Raw genomic sequence first — 22790 nt, forward strand, 5'->3', positions numbered from 1 at the left:
CAATAACATGCGGCGTGCCCGCCTTAAGCGTCGAGCGCGCCGCCGGCTTTTGGAACACCATCGGAGGGGTTGTCGATGTCTGCGATCGAATCGGTTCTTCAGGAAAAACGTGTATTCCCGCCGTCAGCCAAGGCTTCGTCCGGCGCGACGATTTCGGGCATGGATGCGTACAAGGCGCTCGTCGCCGAAGCAGAGCGCGACTACGAAGGCTTCTGGGCGCGGCTCGCGCGGGAGACGCTCGCGTGGCACAAGCCGTTTTCGAACGTGCTCGACAAAAGCAACGCGCCGTTCTATACGTGGTTCGCGGACGGCGAACTGAACGCATCGTATAACTGCCTCGACCGGCATGTAGAAGCGGGGCGCGGCAACGAGAACGCGATCATCTTCGAAGCCGACGACGGCACCGTGACCAACGTCACGTATCAGGACCTGCTCGAACGCGTGTGCCGCCTCGCCAACGCGCTCAAGAAGCGCGGCGTGAAGAAGGGCGATCGCGTCGTGATCTATCTGCCGATGTCCGTCGAAGGCGTCGTTGCGATGCAGGCGTGCGCGCGCATCGGCGCGACCCATTCGGTGGTGTTCGGCGGCTTCTCGTCGAAGTCGCTGAACGAGCGGCTCGTCGATGTCGGCGCGGTTGCGCTCATCACCGCCGACGAGCAGATGCGCGGCGGCAAGGCGCTGCCGCTCAAGAGCATCGCCGACGAAGCACTTGCGGCGGGCGGCTGCGACGCGGTGAAAGACGTCATCGTGTATCGGCGCACGGGCGGCAAGATCGCGTGGAACGAAGGCCGCGACGTGTGGCTGCACGAGATCGTCGAGAACGAACCGGCGCAGTGCGAGCCCGAGTGGGTCGGCGCGGAGCATCCGCTTTTCATCCTGTACACGTCCGGCTCCACGGGCAAGCCGAAGGGCGTGCAGCACAGTACGGCCGGCTTGCTGCTGTGGGCCGCGCAGACGATGAAGTGGACCTTCGATATGAAGCCCGGCGACATCTTCTGGTGTACGGCCGACATCGGCTGGATCACGGGACACAGCTATATCGCCTATGGGCCGCTCGCGATCGGCGCGACGCAGATCATGTTCGAAGGCGTGCCGACGTATCCGAACGCGGGCCGCTTCTGGGACATGATCCAGCGTCACAAGGTCACCATCTTCTATACCGCGCCAACGGCCATCCGCTCGCTTATCAAGGCGTCGGAAGCGGACGCGAAGGTGCATCCGAAGAGCTACGATCTCTCGACGCTGCGCATTCTTGGCACGGTCGGCGAGCCGATCAATCCGGAAGCGTGGATGTGGTACCACGAGAACGTCGGCGGCGGGCAATGCCCGATTGTCGATACATGGTGGCAGACGGAAACCGGCGGCCACATGATCACGCCGCTGCCGGGCGCGACGCCGCTCGTGCCGGGATCGTGCACGCTGCCGCTGCCGGGCATCATGGCCGCGATCGTCGATGAAACCGGCCAGGACGTGCCGAACGGGCAGGGCGGCATTCTCGTCGTGAAGCGGCCGTGGCCGTCGATGCTGCGCAACGTCTGGGGCGATCCGAACCGCTACAAGACGAGCTACTTCCCCGAAGAACTCGGCGGCAAGCTGTATCTCGCCGGCGACGGCGCGGTGCGCGACAAGGAGACCGGCTACTTCACGATCATGGGCCGCATCGACGACGTGCTCAACGTGTCCGGCCATCGTCTTGGCACGATGGAGATCGAGTCGGCGCTCGTCGCGAATCCGATCGTCGCGGAAGCCGCAGTGGTCGGACGTCCCGACGACACGACGGGCGAAGCGGTGGTCGCGTTCGTCGTGCTCAAGCGCGCGCGTCCGGAGGGCGACGAAGCGAAGCAGGTCGCCAACGACTTGCGCGCGTGGGTCGCGAAGGAGATCGGGCCGATCGCGAAGCCGAAGGACATCCGCTTCGGCGAGAACTTGCCCAAGACGCGCTCGGGCAAGATCATGCGGCGTCTGTTGCGCTCGCTCGCGAAGGGCGAGGAGATTACGCAGGACGTGTCGACGCTTGAGAATCCCGCGATTCTTGATCAACTGGGCGAAGCGCGCTGAGCCTGCTGCAAGCGACCGCCGCCCGATAAGCGGCGGTCGATCCCAATTGCCGATGCCACGCGGTTTTGGTACATAACCGCATGGTCATGCCCGCCGATCCGCTCACTCCCACGCTTGCCCCGCCGCCGCGCGTATCGGCGGCCGCGGCGCGCGCGCATCGCGCGTACTGGCGCTTCAATGTCGCGCTGATCGCGGTGCTGCTTGCCGTCGGATTCGTCGTGTCGTTTTGCGTGCCGCTTTTCGCGGAGCGCCTGCAGCACGTGCGCATCGCCGGGTTTCCGCTGCCGTTCTTCTTCGGCGCGCAGGGCGCGATTCTCGTCTATGTGACGCTGATCGCCGTCTATATCGTGCTGATGCAAGTCGCGGATGCGCGGCTCGCGCGCGCGGTCGATGAAGCCAGCGCGGACGATGGCGAGCAGGACGACGCCCCGCGATGAGGCTCACCAACCGGCTCATCGTCACCTACGCGCTCTACACGCTCGGCTTTCTGCTGTTCATCTTCGTGATGGAGCGCATCGAGCGCACGGCCGGCGCGGGCATGTGGGTCGGCTATGTGTTCCTGTTCGTGCCGATCGCCGTGTATGCGGTCATCGGCCTGCTCTCGCGCACGTCCGATCTCGTCGAATACTACGTGGCCGGGCGGCGCGTGCCATCCGCGTTCAACGGCATGGCGACGGCGGCGGACTGGCTGTCGGCGGCGTCGTTCATCGGACTGGCCGGCTCCATCTACGCGAGCGGCTACGACGGCCTCGCCTACATGATGGGCTGGACCGGCGGCTACTGCCTCGTCGCGTTCTTGCTCGCGCCCTACGTGCGCAAACTCGCGCGCTACACGATTCCCGACTTTCTCGGCACGCGCTTTTCGAGCAACCTCGTGCGCGGACTCGCGGCCATCGCGGCCATCCTGTGCTCGTTCGTCTATCTGGTCGCGCAGATTCAGGGCATCGGACTAATCGCGTCGCGCTTCATCGGCATAGAGTTTTCGATCGGCATCTTCTGCGGGCTCGCGGGCATTCTCGTGTGCTCGTTTCTTGGCGGCATGCGAGCGGTCACGTGGACGCAGGTTGCCCAGTACATCATCCTGATCAGCGCGATGCTGATTCCGGTCTCGATGATCGCGCACCGCGACGGGCTCGGCTGGTTTCCGCAGTTCAACTATGGCCGCGTCATGGAGCGCGTCGAGACGCTCGAACGCGCGCTCGCCGTCTCGCCCGACGAAGCCCGCGCGCGCGCCGATCTGGCGCGTCAGGCGGCACGCGCCCAGGAACGCATCGATGCGCTGCCGCGATCGTTCTTCGACGAGCACGCGCGGCTTATCGCCGAGATCGCCGATTTACGCCGGCACAACGGCCCGCTGCGCGAAATCAGCGAACGCGAGCGCGAACTCGCGTCGTTTCCGCGCGATCCCGCCGATGCGCAGGCGAAGTGGTCGCGCGAACGCGATGCGTTGAGCGAACGCATTGACGCTCCCGTGCCGCTGACCGATGCGTTCGCGCCTTCCTCCGGCATGGCGGAGCAGGGCAGCGCGCGGGCGCACCGGTTAAACTTTCTCTCGCTCATCCTGTGCTTGTCGATCGGCACGGCGAGCTTGCCGCACATTCTCACGCGCTATAACACGACTACGTCCGTGGCATCGGCGCGGCGCTCAGTCGGCTGGACGCTCTTTTTTGTCGCGCTGTTCTATCTGACCGTGCCGGTGCTCGCCGTGCTGATCAAGCACGAGATTCTAACGGGGCTCGTCGGACATCGCTTCGCGGAGTTGCCGCAATGGGTCACGCAGTGGCGGCATATCGAGCCGTATCTGATCCGTATCGGCGACATCAACGGCGATGGCGTCGTGCGCTGGGCCGGCATTCAGATGCAGCCGGACATGGTGGTGCTCGCCGCGCCCGAGATTGCGGGCCTGCCTTACGTGATGTCCGGACTGATTGCGGCGGGCGCGCTCGCCGCGGCGCTTTCGACGGCCGATGGCCTGCTGCTTACCATCGCGAACGCGCTGTCGCACGACGTGTATTACTGCATGGTGGATCGCCGGGCAACGAGCCAGCGGCGCGTCACGATTTCGAAAATACTGCTGCTCGGTGTTGCGCTCTTCGCGTCGTACGTCGCGTCGCTCAATGCGGGGAACATTCTGTTTCTCGTAGGCGCGGCGTTTTCGCTGGCGGCGTCGAGTCTCTTTCCGGCGCTGGTGCTCGGCGTGTTCTGGAAGCGCACGACGCAGCGGGGCGTCGTCGCGGGGATGATCGCGGGGCTGATCGTGTGCGTGTACTACATCGTGTCGACGTATCCGTTCTTCACGCACCTGACAGGCTTCGGCGGGCCGCGCTGGTTCGGCATCGAGCCGATCAGCTCGGGCGTGTTCGGCGTGCCGGCCGGCTTCGCGGTGGCGATTGCGGTGAGTCTCTTCGACCGCAAGCCGGACGAGTACACGCGCGCGCTCGTCGACTACATTCGTCACCCGTAGGGGCTAGGCGGGCGGCGGGAACTTGGTATAATCGCAGTCTTCCGGAGAGATGGATGAGTGGTTTAAGTCGCACGCCTGGAAAGCGTGTATAGGGTAAAACCTATCGGGGGTTCGAATCCCCCTCTCTCCGCCAGAACGATTCCCGAATCCCGCACAGCCCATCGGCTTGCGGGATTTTTGCTTTTGTCGATGCTCGGCAAGGGCATGACGATCTCGCAAGCGTGGTCGCAACGGTCCCGGGAAAGAATCGCCTTCGTCATTCAGCGACGCGCACGCGCGTCCAGCATCAACGGGACTCCTAATCACCACTGCAACTATTCATCAAAATCCGCCCCGTTTTGTCCCAGCGAGTCAACTCACCGAAGCGCCCGGCGTTAAAGCCCCGGTAGCCATCGCCGCGTCTCGTCGCTGACCGGCAAGCGGCCGGCACTTCCGTAGCTAACTCGCAAAGGACACACACATGAGCATCTTCGGTGACATCGTAGGCAAGATCTTCCACAAAGCGAAACCCGCCGACCCGGCACCCGTCGCCGCGCCGGACCCGGCGCCGCAGGCAAGCGTCGAGGCCGCCGCCGCTCCCGCGCCACTGTCGGACATCGACGTTGCCGCCGTGATGGATCAACTGGCGAGCGAGAGCAGCCAGCAGCTGAACTGGCGCGTTTCTATCGTCGACATGATGAAGCTGCTCGACGTCGACAGCAGTCTCGATCATCGCAAGCAGCTCGCCACGGAGCTCAAGTACAGCGGCGACATGAACGATTCCGCGTCGATGAACATCTGGCTGCACAAGCAACTGATGCAGGCGCTCGCCGCGAACGGCGGCAAGTTGCCGGCCGATCTCATCGGCTAAACGCGCGCGCAAAAAAGAAAACCCGCGATCCAGCCGTTCATTGCTGGTCGCGGGTAAATTTTTGCGTTAATCGGTGATCGCGCTGTTGCCGTAATAGGGCGTCGCAAGAGATCGCCTACCTGAACGTCCGCGCCTCTGATAATGCGCAAACCGTCGCGCACATGGCAGGGCGGGCGATGTCAGAGCGCCTCCTGCGACACCGCGCAAGATTAACCGAGCGCGCGGAGGCGGAGAATCGGACGATTCGTGCTTTCTTGTTGCAGCATCAAAGATGGTTGCGTCTCGACCGAGGACGCGCGAACTCGGCGATCGGATCGTCGGCATAAGCGGCGATCGGATCCTTGTCGAACGGCGAAGCTGTCTGCGGCGTTTTCGGCCGACCCGGTTGGGCGGGCGCACGTGAGGCTGCGGCGCTCGGCGCGGCGGTCGCTTTCTCGCCGGCGCGCGGCGCCGCCTGCGAGCGCGTGACGTTCCCGCTTTCGATCCACTCTTCGGTGTACTTGGCAAGTGCGGGCGTGGTCAGCGTCAGAACCGTAAAGGGAAGCAGCAGAGCGAAGCAGGCTTTTCGTGCAAGCATGATGTTTGTTCTTGTCGTTTTCGATTTCCAAGCGCGATGCGGTGAAGGCCGCACGACATGAGGCGTGCGGCTCGATTCATCACCGATTGAATAGCGCGTTCGACGCGACGAACGCGTCGCTCAGTGCGCGATGACCATCTGTTCCGGCTGGTGGTTTTCGGCGTCGAAGTGCAGCGCGGAATTGGCTGCCTGCTCCTGCACGAGGAACTCGCGCGCGGCCTGGACGCCGCGGTCGTACGACGCGCGCGCGGTGTGCTCTTCCAGCGCCGAGATGAGCGGAATTTGTTCTTCGGCGACCGAGTGCAGAAGACTCAGAATGTCGCGGCGCATCGACTCGGGGTAAGAGCAGAAGTGCTCGAAGCCGCCGGGCGCCGCGACGATATTGACGAGCGACGTCAAAAGACGCGCACGGTTCAGGCAGTGCTCCTTGATGTGCATGGAGTGCGACAGCGTTGCGCGGCCATTCGCGTCGACGGAAATGTGCAGGTCTTTCATATGCGAGCCTCATTTGTGCAGAAGAATCTGGCATTTAATCGGCTCGCCGGACAAAATACAGCAGGACTATTCCTATTCGCGCAGTCGGCAACGATCCTTTACGTTTTACGTCGATGAGGCAGAGATTCGGCGCCCCAACCGGCGCGCAACGGCCCCGGTTCGCCGTCCGGCGTCGCTGCGCTTGCTTGGTAGAACGGCGGGCGCGTTATTGCTTCATCGTCCCGGTGGACTTGGAGCCGCGCGCCGGCGGTTGCGACGTGTCCGGCGACATGCCTTGCTCGCGCTTTTGCATTAGCGTGCCGCTTCCGGACGTGCCCGAAGGCGCGCCGCCCTGCGCCTCATCGTTGGCGCCGCCCGGCGAGGCGTTCTGTCCCTGCTGTGTTGGCGGGCGTTGATTCATCTGGTCGCGCGTCATGTCTTGCGCAAGGGAGGCGGTACTGGCAAGCGCGAGAAGGGCGCCTGCTATCGCTGCGGTCGCTTTCATGGCTGTCTCCTGGTTCGAGGCGCGAGGCGCGCCTTGCAAACGTCCCAGCATCGGCTGTGCCGCGCTCTACAGACGAAACATGCCGGTTATCTCAAAACCATCTACGATGAATATGGCGCTACCAAACAGATGCCGATTCATTACAATTCGCGCTCCAAACGAACTTGAGCCGCCCGGATTCGATTCAATGAGCCCAATGCAACGGAGTGTTTCATGTCGATCACACTGAACGATCTATTGGCATGGAGCGACAGCTTGCCCGATCGCAATAGCGACGAAGCGAAAATGCTCGACGCTCTCATCGAAAAACGCGAAAAGGAATTGAGATCGCGCATTGCCGATCTGATTGCCGCTGTAAGTCAGCAAGAAGACTGGAAACTGCATCGGTGCGCGGCGACGGCGCGGCGCATCGAACAGACTCCCACCGCGCATCTCGAGGCGGTTTATGACTATTTTCGGGATCGCAATGAAGGGCGCCTGCATTTCGAAGCGCCCGAGATTCTCGCCGATTCCTTCGTCGACGGTCAGGCCGGCCCTGACCGGCTGTGCGCGCCCGTCGTGACGAACGGCGATGCCAACTACGCCATTAGAGAAGGAACGCCGGCCGAGCCAATCGTCAATCTGTACGGGCGCATGAAGAATCTCGAATCGCGGCTCGCCGATACGCCCGGCATCGCGTGCGGCATTCAAGGCATCCGGATCATGCGAATGGTGGCGCTGATGTCGAAAGCTCGCTCGGCGCAACTCGCCAATTTGCGCATGAGCGGATTGCAGGCCGTTTACCGGCACATGTAATGATTTGTGCGCGCGAAACGAAAGACCGGGTTACGCACGATTTAGCGCATCGACATGCAGCCGATTATGTTTGCTTCCTGTGATTGATTGCATCTGAAAATCCCTCGCCTATACTGAATTTCGTCAGCCGAAAGTTCGTTCTTTTCGTATGGTCGCTTGTTCGTCATCCAGAATAATCAGCTCGAATATTCAGAATATGCGACAGGCATAACGCACCCTGGGTTCATCAGGGAACTTCAGAAACGCAGCCGTAAGTCAACTACGGAGTCATCGTGAAAAGCCTGCTCAGCAGACGCGGCACATTGCTCGATAACGCGCCGTCGTTCCTTCTCCGCCAGAAGGGAAGTGCTCCGGTCCGCTTCGCTGCGCAAAACAGGGCCGACGCACCGGAGTCGTCCGAAGAATCCGAACCCGCTGCGCCTTCCACCGCCACCCGCGTCACGCCGCTGCGCCCGGCCGGCGCGTCGGCGCCGTTCGCCACGCACGCTTTACAGGCGGCGCAGATCGCCGAAGTCGAGTGGCTGATCCAGCAATCGACGCTCGCCATTTTCCGGACATTTCAAAGTTTCGCGTATAGTGCGAGCCTGCTTTTCTATCCGCGCGATCTCACTTACTATGCCGTGCTCTATCATGAGGACGCCGTATGGCGTGTGCTGAAAGCGGGCGATATCGACGCCGCCGAGCCCGCATTCCGTCATTTCGTCGAGCAAGCCGTGCGGCTCGCGGAAGCAGAATTGCGGCGCGCGCACCTGCAGGCGCAAAACGAGCAGTTCGCACGGCTGATTGCCGAGTCCGAGGCGCAGGTCGAACGTTCCCGCGTGGATCTCCAGCGCGGCAGTACGCAGGACCAGGAAGTTGCGCTCAGGCAACAAGAGGTGCGCAAGGACCTTGCGCAACTGGAAGTGCGGCGCGTGGCCGCTCAGGCGCAACTGAACAAGCTGCAACGGCAAATGCACCAGCTTGCCGCGACCAGCAACGAAACGGTGCCACATCTGCCATCGGGGCGTTGAGGCAGAATCTCGGGCGCGCTCGCGCCGTCAAGCGTCGCTCCGCTCGTCCTTGTCGGCGTACGGAACGTGAGTCTGCGAAATGTAGCTGCTGAGCCCGCGACCGGCGCGGGCGCGCTGCTTCATTTGCTCGACGTGCGCGCGGCCCGAGTGGCGGTAGGTGTAGAGATACGTCCGCCCGTCGGCGAAGCGCACTCGAATGCCGTCGCGCAGAATCTCGTATGCCGACACGCCGGAATTGCCCGCGACGTTCCGATAGGGCTGCATAAGCATTTTCTCCGCTCGTTCTCGCCGCGGGGCGGGCGGGAAGCATTTAAACAAAGCCGGTACTAAAGAATTTCCGGTTCCGGCCGATATCGTTGTTATGTGTCAGCGGCCGGGGCCAGAAGGGTGTCATGGATAAAGATCAATTGCCGTTTCTCGATTCAAACGATCCGCACTTCCAGCACGCGCGCGCGCTGAGTCTGTCCGTAGGCGCGATCCGTCGCGCTCAGGGCAAGTGCAGCCCGAACGACTTCCCGGTCGGCTCGCTCGAATGGCATTTTGCGGTGGAAGAGTTCGCAACCGACGTCCTTCGCGTGCTCATGGGCGACGACGCGCAAGACGTCGACTTGCCGCTCGGCGAGCGTCCGCTCGACTGATTGCCGCGCATGCGTGCGCCGTCCGGCGTGCGTTTCGCTACAGCTTCACGCCGCCGGCTTCCGGCGCGTCGACGCCGCCGGGCGGAATCGCGCCGGTGTCGGTCACGTCGTTTGTGCCCGGCGCGCTGGGCCCGCTGGACCCGCTCGACCAGTACGGCTCGCGTCCATAGTGCTGATGCACCGAGCTGGCCCAGACGGGATCGGCCATCGACGGCCACGCGTCCTTGTCGAAACCCGGCGAATTGCGCACCTGATCGGCCGTCGCGGCCAGGCGAAAGCAGCGGTTGTCCGTGTCGAGCGTCAGCGCGCTCCAGGGCACGGCCAGCAGCTTGTCGCCGATGCCGAGAAAGCCGCCACTCGACAGCACCGCGTACGCCACGCGGCCGCTCGTCACGTCCAGCATGATTTCCTTGAGCGAGCCGACGTCGTGTCCGTCGCTGCTTAACACTGCGTTGCCATCCAGCGTGCTCGCCGCCATGACGTCGGGGCCGGGGCCGGCGGCTGTCGCGGCGCCCTTGCCGATGATCTTTACACCACCGGAAGATTCCTCCATCGGTCGGTTCATGATCTGCTCCTTGGCGTTTCCTGGATGTTCAGGCGTGTGTCTGGCTGACCGTTCCCCGTTGCCCGGTTTGTTGCGTCGATTCATGTTCGGGCTCCTCTCGATGAGCAATTCCCGCGCCCGTGCGCCCGCTGCGTTCTGCTAAGCTGCGGGCTCGTTCATCCTTCGTGCCGCCCATGATCGAATTCGAGGAACTGCTCGCCGTTGCCTACAAGAAGGAACGTCTGAAAAGCCGCCGGCTGGTGAAGAGCGCGGCGTTTTCGGAGCACGCGGCGCTTGTGATGACGCTGACGAAAGCGGCGGGCACGCAGTCCTTGAGGGAATTGGTCGATGCACGGCGCGCCGCGCACGCGAGAGCCGCTGACGCGCTGCGCCTGCGCAGGCTTGCGCGCGCGAGCCGTCCGCCGCGGCCGCCCGCGTCCGAGCCGCGACTGAGCGATGCCAGCGCGTGGACAGGCTGGTTCGACGGTTCCGCGCTGCCGAATCCGGGGCGCATCGGCATAGGCGCGGTGCTCAAGAGTCCGGAGGGCAACACGCTGCAAATCAGCGCGACGGCCGGACACGGCGACAGCAGCGTGGCCGAATATCTCGCGCTGACTGCGCTCCTTGAAGCGGCGCTGCGCGAAGGCGCCGCCAATCTGACGATCTATGGCGACAGCCGCGTCGTCATCGACGACGTTCGCGTGGGCGTATCGGGCGGCGAATCGGGCGGTGAATCGGGCGGCGAAGCAGGCGGCATCCGCTCGCTCGCGGATCACGCGGCGCGCGTGCGGGCGCTCATCGCGCAAATCGGCGAAGTCCGCCTGCAATGGATTCCGCGCGCCCGCAACGCGCACGCGGACCGGCTGTCGCGTGAGGCGCTCGCCGTCGCCGATGCGCCTGCGTGCGCGGTATCGGCGGCCTGACGGTCAGCCGAGTTCGCGGATATCGGCGGTCGGCGTGCTGCCGAAGGCATCACTCAGCAGGAAATCGACGAGCTTGCTTGCCGACTGCTCGGGCGTCGCGAGCTGGCCCTCGCGCTTGAGCGTGTCGAAGCGCTCCCGCAGCGGGAAACGCTCGAGCGCGGTGCCGCGAATCTCGGCTTGCATGTCCGTATCCACGACGCCCGGCGCGACGCTGCAAATGCGCAAGCCGCGATTGTCGTCCAGCGCCACCGCCCGCGCGTGATGGTCGAGCGCCGCCTTCGTCGCGCAGTAGATGCTCCAGCCGGGATACGCGTTGCGCGCCGCGCCGCTCGAAATATGGGCGACGCGCCGGTCCGCCGCGTGCGCGCTCGCGGCGGCGAAGGCAGCGGCAAGCATCAGCGGAGCCGCGACGTTCACGCTGACTGCGCGCGCGACCGCACCCGCATCCTGATCCGCGAGCGGCCCGACGGGCGCGAGCATCCCCGCATTGTTGACGAGCAGCACCCGATCGGCGCGCGCCAGGAAGCGACCCAGCGCGCCGTCCGCCAGACAGGCGCCGAGCGCGGACAGATCGGCGAGATCCAGCTCGGCTTCGTGCAGCCGGCCGGGATAGCGCGCGGCAAGCGCCGCATTGCGCTTGCGCGAGATCGCGAGAATCTCGGCGTCGCGCGAGAGCAGTGCGTCGGCGAGCGCCGCGCCGAGGCCGCGCGTGTGGCCGGTAACGATCGCGAGAGTGGTCTGTGGCATGGAGAGATCCGGTGGCATGAAGGGAGTCGATGTCTTTCGATTCTAGCGGCGCTCGCCTCAATAGCGCCGAAATGCCGACTTGGGAAGGGGCTCGCGCTCATCCGTTGGTAATGGGTCACATCCGTGCGCCGAGCGCTTTTTTACCTGACAAGATGCCCTGCAGAATCGACAATCGTCAGCCGCGAAACGAGTCTGGAGTTCTTTCATGCCCATCCGTCCAACCGCGCGCAAGGTCGCGCCCTCTGTCACCCGCGCCCGGCGTGCAGTTTCTCCCGCAGCCGCCCGGCCGAACTTCGTGGCTGCGCTCGCGGCGTGCATCGGATTCATCGGCGTGCCGGGCGCGGCATGGGCGCAAAGCTCCGTGCAACTTTACGGCGAGCTGGATGCGGGCCTAGCGTATGTCAGCAATGTCGGCGGGCATGCGCAATACCGGCTGACGACCGGCACCATCGACGGCAGCTATTGGGGGCTGCAAGGCAGCGAAGATCTGGGTGGCGGCGCGCGGGCGATCTTCCGGCTCGAGCGCGGCTACGCGGTGTCGACGGGGCAGGGCCTCAACGATCACCCGATGTACGTCGGCCTCGGCACCGACGCGCTCGGCACCCTTACGTTCGGCCGTCAGTACGACTCCATCCACGACTATTTCGCGCCCTTCACACTGACGGGCGGCACGGGCGGCACGGCCTTCGCGCATGTGCTCGACAACGACAACGCGAACAACTCGTTCCTCGCGGCCAACTCCGTCAAATACACGAGCGCGACGTACGGCGGCTTCAGCTTCGGCGGCCTCTACGCGTTCTCGAACGCGGCGGGCGGGTTCGCGAATAACCGCGCGTACAGCATCGGCGCGAACTACACGCTCGATTCGTTCAGCGCCGGGGCGGCCTATCTGCACAACGACGGACGCGGCAACACGACCGGCGGCGCGTACGACGCGCTCGCGCTCCCGGGCAACGCGCCGGGCGCCGTCATTGCGGCGAACGTGCAGCGGCAGAACACCTTCGGCGTCGCGATGAGCTACGGCATCGGCGACTTCCAGCTTGCCGGCGCGTTCTCCCGCTCGATCAATTCCGGCGTGAACGACGTGGATACCGGCGCCGCGCTGCCATCGCTCGCGCTCAATAACTACGAGATCAACGGCATCTACAAGCTGACGCCCGCGATTCTGCTCGCCGGCATGTACGTGTACACGAACGGCGGCGGCGCGCACTGGCACGAAGGCGCGTTGCAGGTGGACTATCTGTTGGGCAAGCGCACGGACGTGTATGTCGAGTCCATCTATCAGCGCGCGTCGTCGGACGCGCCTGCTGTCATCAACACGAACGACCCGTCGAGCGGCCGCAATCAGTTGATGTTCACAACAGGCATTCGCCACCGCTTCTGAATCTGGTAGTTTGGCGGGAATCCGTTGCTCGCCTCGAAGGGTGTCCCATGTCGATCCAGACGTTCTCGCTGTTCGTGCCCGCGTGTTTCGCCATCAACATGGCGTTCGGCCCGAACAACATGCTTTCGCTTTCGAACGGCGCGCGTCGGGGCGTGCGCATGTCTGTGCTTGCGTCGTTCGGACGGCTCGCCGCGTTCGCCGTCATGATCGCGATTGCCGGCTTGGGACTCGGCGCGTTGCTGCTCGCGTCCGAGACGCTTTTCACGGCGATCAAGCTCGTGGGCGCGGCTTACCTCGTGTGGATCGGCATCAAGCTGATCCGCTCGGGACCGCAAACCGTTACGGGCGAAGAGGGCGCGGGCGCTGCCGGACTCGCGCGGCTCACGAAGCAGGAGTTTCTCGTCGCCGCCGGCAATCCGAAAGCGATTCTCGTCTTCACTGCCTTCTTTCCGCAATTCGTCGACCGCAGCGCGTATGCGGCGAGCTTTGCGATTCTCGGCGCGATATTCCTGCTGTTCGAGCTTGTCGCAATCGTCATTTACGCGGCGCTCGGCGCGCGACTCGGTTCGCTTTCGCGCGGCGCTCGCGGGTTCAGGTGGTTCAATCGCGTGAGCGGCGCGTTGATGATCGGCTTCGGCGTGATGCTCGCGCTGGTGCGCCGTCCGGCGGCCTGACAACGCGCCTCGTCCGCGCGCCGGGATGTTTGTCATTTTTCTTTTCGCGATTTTCTCCGCTCGCACGTTTGAAAGCTCGGCGGCTTGATTCGGAATAAGTCGTTGCGGCTTATGCACGCCTTCTCGGTCGGCGATAAGCGATAATCACGTGCTTTTGCTTAGTGGCCGTCCGTTTTAGGACGAGTTCGTTTCAATCTTTTCGCATATTCGCAGGCGTCGTACCGCTTCTGTGGTTGAAGGAATGTCCCCATGAATAATCAATCGCCCGCCGTGTCGCAGACGCGCGCGTTTGCGACCGTCTTTCTGATCGAAATGTGGGAGCGTTTCGGTTATTACGGCATGGCCGCGCTGCTCGTGCTGTTCATGATCGATAAAGTCGGTTTTGCCGACGACTACGCCAATCTCACATGGGGCGCATTTTCCGCGCTCGTGTTCTCGGCGCCATCGATCGGCGGCTGGATCGGCGACAAGGTGCTCGGCGCCCGCCGCACGATGACCTTCGGCGCGATCGTGCTGTCGCTCGGTTACCTCATGCTCGCGCTGCCCTACGACGCGCTCGGCTTCATGTATGCGTCGCTCGGCGTGATCGTCGTGGGCAACGGGCTCTTCAAGTCGAACGCGGCGAATCTCGTGCGCCGCATCTACGAAGGCGACGAAGCGCGCATCGACAGCGCCTTCACCATCTATTACATGGCGGTGAATATCGGATCGACGTTCTCGATGCTCGCGACGCCGTGGATCAAGGACCACTGGGGCTGGCACGCGGCTTTCGCCGTATGCTGCGGCGGCATGGTGCTCGGACTCGTGAATTTCGCGCTGATGCACCGCACGCTTGCCCATGTAGGCTCCGCACCGGACGATCAGCCGATGCGCTGGGGCCGGTTTGTCGCGGTCGCGGCCGGCGGTGCCGTGCTCGCGGCGGCGACGGTGTTCATCCTCCAGCATCAGACGGTAGCGAGGGTCTGCGTCTGGGCCGCAGCGCTCGGCATTCTCGCGATCTTCGGCTATATGCTCGTGCGCTGCGACCGCAGTGAGCGGGCCGGCCTTTGGGCGGCGCTCATTCTGACGCTGCAAGTCATCTTGTTTTTCGTGTTCTATCAGCAGATGTCGACGTCGCTCACGCTGTTCGCGCTGCGCAATGTCGATCCTGCTTTCTCGGTTGCCGGCGTCCGTCTCTTCACCTGGAGCGCGGCGCAGTTTCAGGCGCTGAACCCGATCTGGATCATGATCTTGAGTCCGCTGCTCGCCGTCGCTTATGCGGGGCTCGCGAAGCGCGGCCGCGACGTGTCAGTGGCCGCGAAATATGCGTTCGGCTTCGTGGTGGTCGCGGTGGGCTTCTTCGTGTTCGGCCTGAGCGGACGCTACGCGGTAGAGGGCCGCGTGTCGTCGTGGTTCATGGTGGCGGGCTACGGCCTCTATTCACTGGGTGAATTGCTGGTGTCCGGACTCGGCCTTGCGATGATCGCGCGCTACGTGCCCGCCCGCATGGGCGGCTTCATGATGGGCGCGTATTTCGTGGCGACAGGGGTGTCGCAGTATCTGGGCACCGTCGTGGCGAATGTCGCACGCATGCCGCCGGGCCATCTCGATCCGCTTCAGTCCTTGCCGCTGTACACGCATCTTTTCGTGTCGCTCGGATGGCTGGCGACAGGCGGGGCGGCGATCGCGCTCGTGCTGTTGCCGCTGCTCGGCAGACTGTCGCGCGCGCATCATCGCGCGGCAGGCTCGGGTGCGAGCACCGATGCCGGGCGCATGACGCCGGTTTCGACGTCTTGAGCGAAAACCGTGTTTGACGACGCCCAGCGGTTCAGTCTATAATCTAATTCTTCAGACGCGGGGTGGAGCAGTCTGGCAGCTCGTCGGGCTCATAACCCGAAGGTCGTAGGTTCAAATCCTACCCCCGCAACCAGAATTCAAAATCGCGTTTCCGGCGGCCGTTGTATCAAGCCGCTTGGGGACGCTGTCTCAGTGGCGTTAGCGCCATTCAGGTTTTTCTAAATCGACGCGTCGTAACAAGGCAGTTGCGTTGCTTGTTATCCGTATATCGTCAAAGTCTCCACTGTTTCCATTCCGTCACTAGGCGAGTGCATACGTTCGTCGGCTCGACTGACTAAGTTCGTCTCAAGCCCTCGCTGCGCTGTGAACCAAACGACCACCCCAAACACGAAAAGCCTGCATGAGCACCAACTCATGCAGGCTTTCTGCGAATCCTTCGACCGTCATCCGACCGGGCGCACGCGCTAGACGTGCTATCAGCGAGCTTTCGCGTCCGGCGTTCTCAACGCCGCTTCCGCAAAACCGCGACCCGTTCGAATTCAGACCGCCGACCTACCACGCAATGCAAAAGACGAGGGCGTCACACCCACCGTCGATAGCTTTGCGCAGCGATCAATAAAACTTCTTCGGCAGTTGTGCGCGGCGGATCTGCTTGCGAAGACGAGCGACAGCAGCAGCTTTCTTGCGCTTGCGCTCAGTCGTCGGCTTTTCGTACGCCATGCGCGACTTGAGTTCTTGAATCAGGCCCGTGCGTTCGACGGTACGGCGAAAACGTCGCATGGCGACGTCGAAAGGCTCATTCTCTTTCAACAGTACTTTAGTCATTGAAATCTCGGTTGATCTGGCCCTGCCAGAATTTGGGGCAAAGCGCAATTGTACACTTTCTGAGAGGCGCGCTGCATCCTCTTTGCGCGAGAATCTGTGCGGCGCGGCTCGGGATTCACATCGTAGGTCGTTGAATCGAGACGACAAATCCTGACTAACCCGGCCTCGTGCTGGCTCAGAAGCCGCGAGAACGGCGCGGACGGTCTTCCGGCTCGCGCGGTCCCGCGTCCGGCTGATGGATGGTCACGTCCGAACGCGCGCGCGCCACGCACGGCAGAATCCAGCCGTCCGCCTTCTCCTCCGCCGTGAGCCCCGGCCACTCGATGCGATAGTCCACGTCGCCCGATTCCAGCCTGCACATGCATGTCCGGCACGTCCCGTTACGGCACGAGCGGGGCAGCGACAGCCCCGCGCGCCAAGCCGCGTCGAGCAGGGATTCGCCCGGCTGCACAGCGACGACATCGCCGCGCGGCGCGACGGTCATCGCGAAGACGCGCGGCTCGCTCACGGGCGCACCTCGACGTTCGCGCGCCCGTGCGTGAGATCGCGCAGTTCGGCGGCCGCCGATTCGCGCGCGGCGGCGGCCATGCGCGCGACGAGCCGCACTGTCATCCCATAGGCGCTGTCGACCAGCTCGGCTTCGTGCTGCTCGATCCAGCGGCGCACACGCGCTTCGTCGGCGTAGTCGATTTCGATGGCGAGCAGGCCGCGCTCGATGCGCTCGATGCGCTCGGCCGACTGCATCGCGGTGGCGATGGCGTCGGTGTACGCGCGCACGAGTCCGCCCGCGCCCAGCTTGATGCCGCCGTAGTAGCGCACGACCGCCGCCAGCACGCCGTCCACTTCGTGATGCCGGAGCACTTCGAGAATCGGGCGGCCCGCGGTGCCGGAGGGTTCGCCGTCGTCGGACATGCCCGACTGGCCGCCTGCCAGCAGCGCCCAGCACACATGCGTGGCCGTCGGATGCTCGGCGCGCAGGCGGCCGAGTTCCCGCATGGCGGCGTCGCGGCCGGAAACCGGAACGGCGAGCGCGATGAAGCGGCTCTTGCGCACGTCGATTTCGGCGCTGACGGTAGAGGCGAGCGTATAAGTGGGCAAGGCGGGCAGCGTCTACTAAAACAGAATGGAATCAGGCCGAGGCGCGAAGCGCGCGCTGCATGAGCACGGTATCGACCCATCGGCCGAACTTGAAGCCGACGTCGCGCAACACGCCGACATGCTCGAACCCGAGCCGCGCATGCAGCGCGATGGACCCGGCGTTGCCGCTGTTGCCGATCACCGCGATCATCTGTCGCCACGGGCCGCGCTCGCATCGCTCGACGAGCGCCGAAAGCAGCGCGAGCCCGATGCCGCGTCCGCCGAAGCCGTCGGCGACATAGACGGAATCTTCGATCGTATGCCGGTAAGCCGAGCGCGCGCGATACGTCGAGGCATACGCGTAACCCGCGATCTCGCCGTCGAGTTCCGCGACCAGATAGGGCAGGCCCGCCGCGCTGTGGCGCGCGCGCATCTCATCGGCCGTCGGCGGCGCCTCCTCGAAGGTCGCCAGCGCGTGGAGCACATAGTGCGCATAGATGCGCGCGATGGCGTCGAAGTCGCCGGACGCGGCGTCGCGAATGATGGGCGCTGGCGCGCCGCTCGATGTCATGGCGGGTTCTCGGATGGCGGTCGAAGCAGCCCGCATCGGCGGGCAGTGCAGCCGCGATTTTCGCACGGCGCGCCGGGACCGGGAAATCGCTTGCGGCCGTGCGCCAGCCCACTCAATGCGCGACTTTCTGGCTAAATAAGCGTTGAGTCGCGCGCTGGCCGCCCTCTACACTAAGGCGCCTGTCGACCGACCGGCGCATGCGCCTCGTGCGGCGTCCCGTTCCCCGCTTCCAGTGCAGCCGTCGCAACGCAGGCACGTCAGCGCGAAGAGCGCACGCGGCGCGGCAACGCGCCCGAGCGTCCTGCCTTGCGGCGCACGACCACAATACGAATGAACAAACCTGAACGCGGGGCGCTGGCGGCGCTCCTGATCGTCGTCGTGATGATCGCGGCGCTCGCGCCGGCGGGGATCGGCTTGACGCTTGCCGCCCGCAGCGAGCGGCAGGCGCGCGTCGAGCGGCTCGGCAAGCTGGCCGATGCCGCGCTCCTTCGGGCGGAGGACTTGACGCGGCGTCTGTCGGGCGCGCTGGGCGAAATCGGCAACGTGAGCGACGCGCCGTGCTCGACGAGCTACCTTCGGGCGCTGCGGCGCATCGCGCTCACGAGTGCGCCGCTGCGCGATGCGGGCGCCTACGACCGCGACGGCCGGTGGCAATGCTCGTCGTCGCTCGGCGCGGTGTCGGCGGGCGCGTCGGACAGTCTCGCCTTGCCGCCGCCCGACTGGCGTTCTCGCGATGGCGTGAGCGCGTGGTACGGGATGGCGCGGCTGCCCGGAGGCAAGGATTCGCTCGTGATGGGGCGCGGCGGCGTCTACATTGCCGCCGATCCGTCGCTCTACCTTGACGGCATCGACGCGAACATCGGACGCTCGCCGGAGGTCGCCGTCATCAACACCGAGGCGCGGCGCGTGATCGCCGGCACGCCGGCCACCGATGTGTCCGCGGTCCTCGCCGTTTATCGCAGCTCGCCGTCGCTGCTGGATTGCGCGTCGGTGGCCGTGCGCCGCTCGGCGACGATGCCGCTCGCGGTCGTCGTCAGCACGCCGCGCGAGACGTGGCGCACGCGCGCGCGCTCGCTGCCGTGGGAGTGGTTGCTCGCCGGGATCGCGACGGGCGTGCTGTGCGCGGGCTGGGCGGCCTATGTCATCGTGCGCAGGCTCTCGCCGCGCGGTCAGTTGCGCGACGCGGTGCGCCGCCACCAGTTCATCGTCGCTTATCAGCCGATCGTCGATCTCGCGACGCGCCAATGCGTCGGCGCCGAAGCGCTGGTGCGCTGGAAGCACCACGACCGCATCGTGCGGCCGGACCATTTCATTCCGCTCGCCGAGCATCGCGGGCTCATTCAGGCGATCACCGATCAGGTGCTCGACACCGTTCTGCTGGAACTGGGCGACTTTCTCAGGCGCTACGCCGACTATTACATTTCGGTGAACGTGTCCGCGCCGGACCTGACGACGCATCGCTTTGTCGGCGTGATCGGGCCCGCGCTCGCACGGCAGGGTGTCCCGCCGCAGCAGATCCGCATCGAGGCCACCGAGCGCGGCTTTCTCGACGCCGACGCGGCGAAAGAGGTCATCAGCGCGTTTCGGGCGGCGGGCCACGCCGTCTATCTGGACGATTTCGGCACCGGCTATTCCAGCCTGTCGCACTTGCAGACGTTTCGCGTGGACGGCCTGAAGATCGACAAGTCGTTCGTCGATACGGTCGGACAGGACGCGGCGTCGAGCAGCGTCGCTTCGCATATCATCGAGATGGCCGCGACGCTCGGCGTGCAAGTGATTGCCGAAGGCATCGAGCGCGAAGAGCAAGCGGCGTATCTGCATGCGCGCGGCGCGCAGTTCGGGCAGGGCTGGCTCTTTTCGCCGCCGCTCACGGCCGCCGAATTCATTCGCTACGCGGGCGCGACACGCTCGCTAATGCCCTAACCGGACGCCTTCATGGACGATCAAACCGCCGTTTCCTTTCTCCGCGATGTGCGACATCCGCTGCTCGCGCTGCATCGCGCGGTGCTCGCGCATTTGCGCCATGCGCACGAGGCCGAGTTCGGGCCGGTGTCGCCGGGCGAATTCCTGCAGATCGTGATCAACGGCAGCGCGTATCGCTGGCTTTCGCCGCTGTCGACGCTCATCGCCGCCCTCGACGACGTGCTCGACGACGACGAAGCCACGCCCGATGCGCGCGTCGGGCACGCGAAGGCGGTCATCGGGATGTTCCGCGCCGAAACGCGCGATCCCGTCTTCGCTGAACGCTTCCTCCCGCTTTTGCAAGCGAGCCCGGAGATCGCGGTCGCGAATGGCCACGTGGTGCAAGTCGTGCGGGGCGTGTCTGCGGGCTGACGGCGCCGCGTCCTTCGCTATCGAAAAAGCGACGCAAAAGCACGAATTCCGCACGACGCGCCCATGCGGGTTTCTACGGCTGTCGCGCGTGGGCGACGTTGCGGCGCGGGCGCATGAACCGCGCGCCGCGCCTGCGCACCGGATGCTGCATTGCAGCAAGCCGACGCCTTTTCTTTGAGCGATTGCTTTTCGCTTGCGACTATCCGCGCCAATCCGGGAGGCGCGCATCGGCAGGATCGCCGCCTCGTTCAGACGAAAACAGGAGGCGCTCATGTCGCTGTACGGCTTCGGCCCGCTGCTCTGGGCGGGCGCAAAGGAAACGCTCGCGCTCGCGCTGCTTTCGCTCGCGGTGTCGGTGTTGCTCGGACTGGCCGGCGCGTCGGCGAAGCTCTCGCGGCACGGACTCTTGCGCGGCATCGCGACCGCGTACACGACGCTCATCCGCTCCGTGCCCGATCTCGTGCTGATGCTGCTGCTGTTCTACAGCATCCAGATCGCGATCAACCACGTCACCGATGCGTTCGGCTGGAATCAATTCGATATCGATCCGTTTACGGCGGGCGTCCTCACGCTCGGCTTCATCTACGGCGCGTATTTCACCGAGACGTTTCGCGGCGCGTTTCTCGCGGTGCCGCGCGGGCAGCTGGAAGCGGGCAGCGCGTACGGCATGAGCGGCATGCGCGTGTTCGGCCGCATCCTGTTTCCGCAGATGATGCGCTTCGCGCTGCCGGGCATCGGCAACAACTGGCAAGTGCTCGTGAAGGCGACGGCGCTCGTGTCGATCATCGGCCTCGCGGATGTGGTGAAGGCCGCGCAGGATGCGGGTAAAAGCACGTTCAACATGTTCTTCTTCATTCTGATCGCCGCGCTCATCTATCTCGCGATCACCACGGCGTCGAACTTCGTGCTGATGGCACTGGAACAACGCTATTCGACGGGCGTGCGCCACGCCGATCTTTGAGGACAGAGACCATGATGTCGATCTTCGCTGAATACTGGCGTCCGTTTCTGTATTCCGACGGCATGCGCGCGTCGGGTCTTGTCGTGACGCTGTGGCTGCTCGCGGCGTCAATCGCCATCGGCTTCTGCGCGGCCGTGCCGCTCGCCTGCGCGCGGGTCTCGAAGCGCCGCTGGCTCTCGACGCCCGTGCGCCTCTACACGTACGTGTTCCGCGGCACGCCGCTCTACGTGCAACTGCTGCTGCTCTACACGGGCATGTACAGCCTGGAATTCGTGCGCACGCATTCCGTGCTCGAAGCGTTCTTTCGCAGCGGCTTCAACTGCGCGGTGCTCGCCTTCGCGCTGAACACCTGCGCCTACACGACTGAGATCTTCGCCGGCGCGATCCGCGCGATACCGCACGGCGAAGTGGAAGCCGCGCGCGCCTACGGCATGGGCACGTTCACCATGTATCGCCGCGTGATCCTGCCGTCCGCGCTGCGCCGCGCCTTGCCTTTGTACAGCAACGAAGTGATCCTGATGCTGCACGCGACCACCGTCGCGTTCACGGCGACGGTGCCGGACATCCTGAAGGTCGCCCGCGACGCAAATTCCGCGACGTATGAATCGTTCGGTTCGTTCGGCATCGCGGCGCTTTTGTATCTGGCGATTTCGTTCGTGCTCGTCGCGGCGTTTCGACGCGCGGAGCGCCGCTGGCTCGCGTATTTGCGCCCGTCGCGCGCCTGACGAGCGGTAAAATTCCAAGCCGTGCGGAGAATCATGTCATCACCCGAGGAGATTGCGTTGGAGCCGAAAGCCAAAGACGTCGCGACGAAGCTCGTCGCCGAGGACATTCACAAACGCTACGGCGACAACGAAGTGTTGAAGGGCGTGTCGCTCGCGGCGCGCGCGGGCGATGTCATCAGCATCATCGGCGCGAGCGGCTCGGGCAAGAGCACGTTCCTGCGCTGCATCAACTTCCTGGAAAAGCCGAACGCGGGGCAGATCGTCGTGGATGGCGAAGCCGTGCGCACGAAGACCGACCGCAACGGCGCTCTCGAAGTCGCCGATCACAAGCAGCTTCAGCGCGTGCGCACGAAGCTCGCGATGGTCTTTCAGCACTTCAATCTCTGGTCGCACATGACGGCCATCGAGAACGTGATGGAAGCGCCCATTCACGTGCTCGGCATCTCGAAGAAGGAAGCCGAGGAACGCGCGCGCGAGTATCTGGAGAAAGTGGGCCTGCCGCCGCGCGTGGAAAAGCAGTATCCGTCGCATCTTTCCGGCGGGCAGCAGCAGCGCGTCGCCATTGCCCGCGCGCTCGCCATGCACCCGGACGTCATGCTCTTCGACGAACCCACGTCCGCGCTCGACCCCGAACTCGTCGGCGAAGTGCTCAAGGTCATGCAGCGGCTCGCCGAAGAGGGCCGCACGATGATCGTCGTGACGCATGAAATGGGTTTCGCGCGCAACGTGTCGAATCACGTGATGTTTCTGCATCAGGGACGCACGGAAGAGGAAGGCGCGCCGTCCGAGGTGTTGAGCGCGCCGAAGAGCGAGCGCCTGAAGCAGTTCCTGTCGGGCAGTCTCAAGTAACGTGGCGAGTGCTTCGGGCCCGGCGCGCG

26 protein-coding genes and 2 tRNA genes are annotated in these 22790 nt (G+C 64.5%); 18 read left to right on the forward strand and 10 right to left on the reverse strand.

The window, feature by feature from the left end:
- Window positions 1-75: 75 nt before the first annotated feature.
- The 5 genes from acs to NCR37_RS05100 all read left to right on the forward strand — a co-directional run bounded on the left by acs (window position 76) and on the right by NCR37_RS05100 (window position 5372).
- Window positions 76-2058: an acetate--CoA ligase gene (gene acs, locus NCR37_RS05080; protein WP_250472053.1), complete on the forward strand. Its 1983-nt coding sequence runs from the start codon at window positions 76-78 to the stop codon at window positions 2056-2058.
- Between the two features lie 80 nt (window positions 2059-2138).
- Window positions 2139-2495, forward strand: a complete 357-nt coding sequence (locus tag NCR37_RS05085; protein ID WP_502800484.1) for a DUF4212 domain-containing protein — start codon at window positions 2139-2141, stop codon at window positions 2493-2495.
- Window positions 2492-4522: a sodium:solute symporter family protein gene (locus NCR37_RS05090; RefSeq protein WP_250472055.1), complete on the forward strand. Its 2031-nt coding sequence runs from the start codon at window positions 2492-2494 to the stop codon at window positions 4520-4522. The genes NCR37_RS05085 and NCR37_RS05090 overlap by 4 nt, the downstream gene beginning before the upstream one ends.
- Before the next feature lie 43 nt (window positions 4523-4565).
- A tRNA-Ser gene (locus NCR37_RS05095) sits at window positions 4566-4655 on the forward strand.
- 327 nt (window positions 4656-4982) lie between these two features.
- On the forward strand, window positions 4983-5372 hold the full coding sequence (locus tag NCR37_RS05100) for a DUF3597 domain-containing protein (protein WP_250472056.1): 390 nt from the start codon (window positions 4983-4985) through the stop codon (window positions 5370-5372).
- A 265-nt stretch (window positions 5373-5637) separates the two neighbouring features.
- Here the strand turns inward: NCR37_RS05100 and NCR37_RS05105 are convergent, their stop codons facing one another.
- The 3 genes from NCR37_RS05105 to NCR37_RS05115 all read right to left on the reverse strand — a co-directional run bounded on the left by NCR37_RS05105 (window position 5638) and on the right by NCR37_RS05115 (window position 6928).
- The gene (locus NCR37_RS05105; RefSeq protein ID WP_250472057.1) at window positions 5638-6003 is read right to left on the reverse strand and encodes a hypothetical protein; all 366 of its coding nucleotides are present in this window, start codon (window positions 6001-6003) and stop codon (window positions 5638-5640) included.
- Between the two features lie 66 nt (window positions 6004-6069).
- Window positions 6070-6444 carry a hypothetical protein gene (locus NCR37_RS05110; protein WP_250472058.1) on the reverse strand — a complete coding sequence of 125 codons (375 nt, stop codon included), beginning with the start codon at window positions 6442-6444 and terminating at the stop codon, window positions 6070-6072.
- Between the two features lie 205 nt (window positions 6445-6649).
- A complete protein-coding gene (locus NCR37_RS05115) occupies window positions 6650-6928 on the reverse strand; it encodes a hypothetical protein (protein ID WP_250472059.1) in 279 nt (92 codons plus the stop codon).
- Window positions 6929-7141: 213 nt separating this feature from the next.
- On the opposite strand from NCR37_RS05115, the gene NCR37_RS05120 reads away from it, so the two are divergent.
- On the forward strand, window positions 7142-7723 hold the full coding sequence (locus NCR37_RS05120) for a hypothetical protein (RefSeq protein WP_250472060.1): 582 nt from the start codon (window positions 7142-7144) through the stop codon (window positions 7721-7723).
- A 272-nt stretch (window positions 7724-7995) separates the two neighbouring features.
- Complete coding sequence (locus NCR37_RS05125; RefSeq protein WP_250472061.1) at window positions 7996-8733, forward strand: DUF2968 domain-containing protein; 738 nt, start codon at window positions 7996-7998, stop codon at window positions 8731-8733.
- Between the two features lie 27 nt (window positions 8734-8760).
- On the opposite strand, the gene NCR37_RS05130 is transcribed toward NCR37_RS05125, so the two are convergent.
- Window positions 8761-9003, reverse strand: a complete 243-nt coding sequence (locus NCR37_RS05130; protein ID WP_350029048.1) for a hypothetical protein — start codon at window positions 9001-9003, stop codon at window positions 8761-8763.
- A gap of 122 nt (window positions 9004-9125) precedes the next feature.
- Here NCR37_RS05130 and NCR37_RS05135 point away from each other — a divergent pair, with 122 nt between their 5' ends.
- The gene (locus NCR37_RS05135) at window positions 9126-9371 is read left to right on the forward strand and encodes a hypothetical protein (protein ID WP_175940026.1); all 246 of its coding nucleotides are present in this window, start codon (window positions 9126-9128) and stop codon (window positions 9369-9371) included.
- Between the two features lie 37 nt (window positions 9372-9408).
- Here the strand turns inward: NCR37_RS05135 and NCR37_RS05140 are convergent, their stop codons facing one another.
- Window positions 9409-9936 (reverse strand): PRC-barrel domain-containing protein, encoded by a 528-nt coding sequence (locus NCR37_RS05140; RefSeq protein WP_250472062.1) that lies wholly within the window; start codon window positions 9934-9936, stop codon window positions 9409-9411.
- A 173-nt stretch (window positions 9937-10109) separates the two neighbouring features.
- On the opposite strand from NCR37_RS05140, the gene NCR37_RS05145 reads away from it, so the two are divergent.
- Window positions 10110-10838, forward strand: coding sequence for a ribonuclease HI family protein (locus tag NCR37_RS05145; RefSeq protein ID WP_250472063.1), 729 nt, complete (start codon window positions 10110-10112; stop codon window positions 10836-10838).
- 3 nt (window positions 10839-10841) lie between these two features.
- Here NCR37_RS05145 and NCR37_RS05150 read toward each other — a convergent pair whose 3' ends face one another.
- Complete coding sequence (locus NCR37_RS05150) at window positions 10842-11585, reverse strand: SDR family oxidoreductase (RefSeq protein ID WP_250472064.1); 744 nt, start codon at window positions 11583-11585, stop codon at window positions 10842-10844.
- 205 nt (window positions 11586-11790) lie between these two features.
- On the opposite strand from NCR37_RS05150, the gene NCR37_RS05155 reads away from it, so the two are divergent.
- From NCR37_RS05155 to NCR37_RS05170, 4 genes are all read left to right on the forward strand, one after another.
- Window positions 11791-12969 (forward strand): porin, encoded by a 1179-nt coding sequence (locus NCR37_RS05155; RefSeq protein WP_250472065.1) that lies wholly within the window; start codon window positions 11791-11793, stop codon window positions 12967-12969.
- 47 nt (window positions 12970-13016) lie between these two features.
- Window positions 13017-13643 (forward strand): LysE family translocator, encoded by a 627-nt coding sequence (locus NCR37_RS05160; RefSeq protein WP_250472066.1) that lies wholly within the window; start codon window positions 13017-13019, stop codon window positions 13641-13643.
- Between the two features lie 249 nt (window positions 13644-13892).
- Window positions 13893-15419 carry a peptide MFS transporter gene (locus NCR37_RS05165; RefSeq protein WP_250472067.1) on the forward strand — a complete coding sequence of 509 codons (1527 nt, stop codon included), beginning with the start codon at window positions 13893-13895 and terminating at the stop codon, window positions 15417-15419.
- 56 nt (window positions 15420-15475) lie between these two features.
- Window positions 15476-15552 (forward strand) — tRNA-Met (locus tag NCR37_RS05170).
- Between the two features lie 479 nt (window positions 15553-16031).
- Here the strand turns inward: NCR37_RS05170 and rpsU are convergent.
- From rpsU to NCR37_RS05190, 4 genes are all read right to left on the reverse strand, one after another.
- Window positions 16032-16244 carry a 30S ribosomal protein S21 gene (gene rpsU, locus NCR37_RS05175; protein WP_006999077.1) on the reverse strand — a complete coding sequence of 71 codons (213 nt, stop codon included), beginning with the start codon at window positions 16242-16244 and terminating at the stop codon, window positions 16032-16034.
- A gap of 175 nt (window positions 16245-16419) precedes the next feature.
- Complete coding sequence (locus NCR37_RS05180) at window positions 16420-16752, reverse strand: 2Fe-2S iron-sulfur cluster-binding protein (protein WP_502800485.1); 333 nt, start codon at window positions 16750-16752, stop codon at window positions 16420-16422.
- Entirely contained in the window at window positions 16749-17342 is a 594-nt protein-coding gene (locus NCR37_RS05185) for an IMPACT family protein (protein ID WP_250472068.1), read from the reverse strand. Before NCR37_RS05185 ends, NCR37_RS05180 begins: the two co-directional genes overlap by 4 nt.
- Window positions 17343-17373: 31 nt before the next feature.
- On the reverse strand, window positions 17374-17928 hold the full coding sequence (locus NCR37_RS05190; RefSeq protein ID WP_502800486.1) for a GNAT family N-acetyltransferase: 555 nt from the start codon (window positions 17926-17928) through the stop codon (window positions 17374-17376).
- Between the two features lie 294 nt (window positions 17929-18222).
- Here NCR37_RS05190 and NCR37_RS05195 point away from each other — a divergent pair, with 294 nt between their 5' ends.
- The 5 genes from NCR37_RS05195 (at window position 18223) to NCR37_RS05215 (ending at window position 22761) form a co-directional block, all read left to right on the forward strand.
- Window positions 18223-19815: an EAL domain-containing protein gene (locus NCR37_RS05195; protein ID WP_250472070.1), complete on the forward strand. Its 1593-nt coding sequence runs from the start codon at window positions 18223-18225 to the stop codon at window positions 19813-19815.
- 12 nt (window positions 19816-19827) lie between these two features.
- On the forward strand, window positions 19828-20226 hold the full coding sequence (locus NCR37_RS05200; RefSeq protein WP_250472071.1) for a hypothetical protein: 399 nt from the start codon (window positions 19828-19830) through the stop codon (window positions 20224-20226).
- 271 nt (window positions 20227-20497) lie between these two features.
- Window positions 20498-21187 (forward strand): ABC transporter permease, encoded by a 690-nt coding sequence (locus tag NCR37_RS05205; RefSeq protein WP_250472072.1) that lies wholly within the window; start codon window positions 20498-20500, stop codon window positions 21185-21187.
- An 11-nt stretch (window positions 21188-21198) separates the two neighbouring features.
- A complete protein-coding gene (locus NCR37_RS05210; RefSeq protein WP_250472073.1) occupies window positions 21199-21912 on the forward strand; it encodes an ABC transporter permease in 714 nt (237 codons plus the stop codon).
- Between the two features lie 33 nt (window positions 21913-21945).
- Window positions 21946-22761 (forward strand): ABC transporter ATP-binding protein, encoded by an 816-nt coding sequence (locus tag NCR37_RS05215; protein ID WP_250472074.1) that lies wholly within the window; start codon window positions 21946-21948, stop codon window positions 22759-22761.
- Window positions 22762-22790: the final 29 nt, after the last annotated feature.

This window comes from Caballeronia sp. GAFFF1 (genome assembly GCF_023630705.1).
GTDB lineage: Bacteria > Pseudomonadota > Gammaproteobacteria > Burkholderiales > Burkholderiaceae > Caballeronia.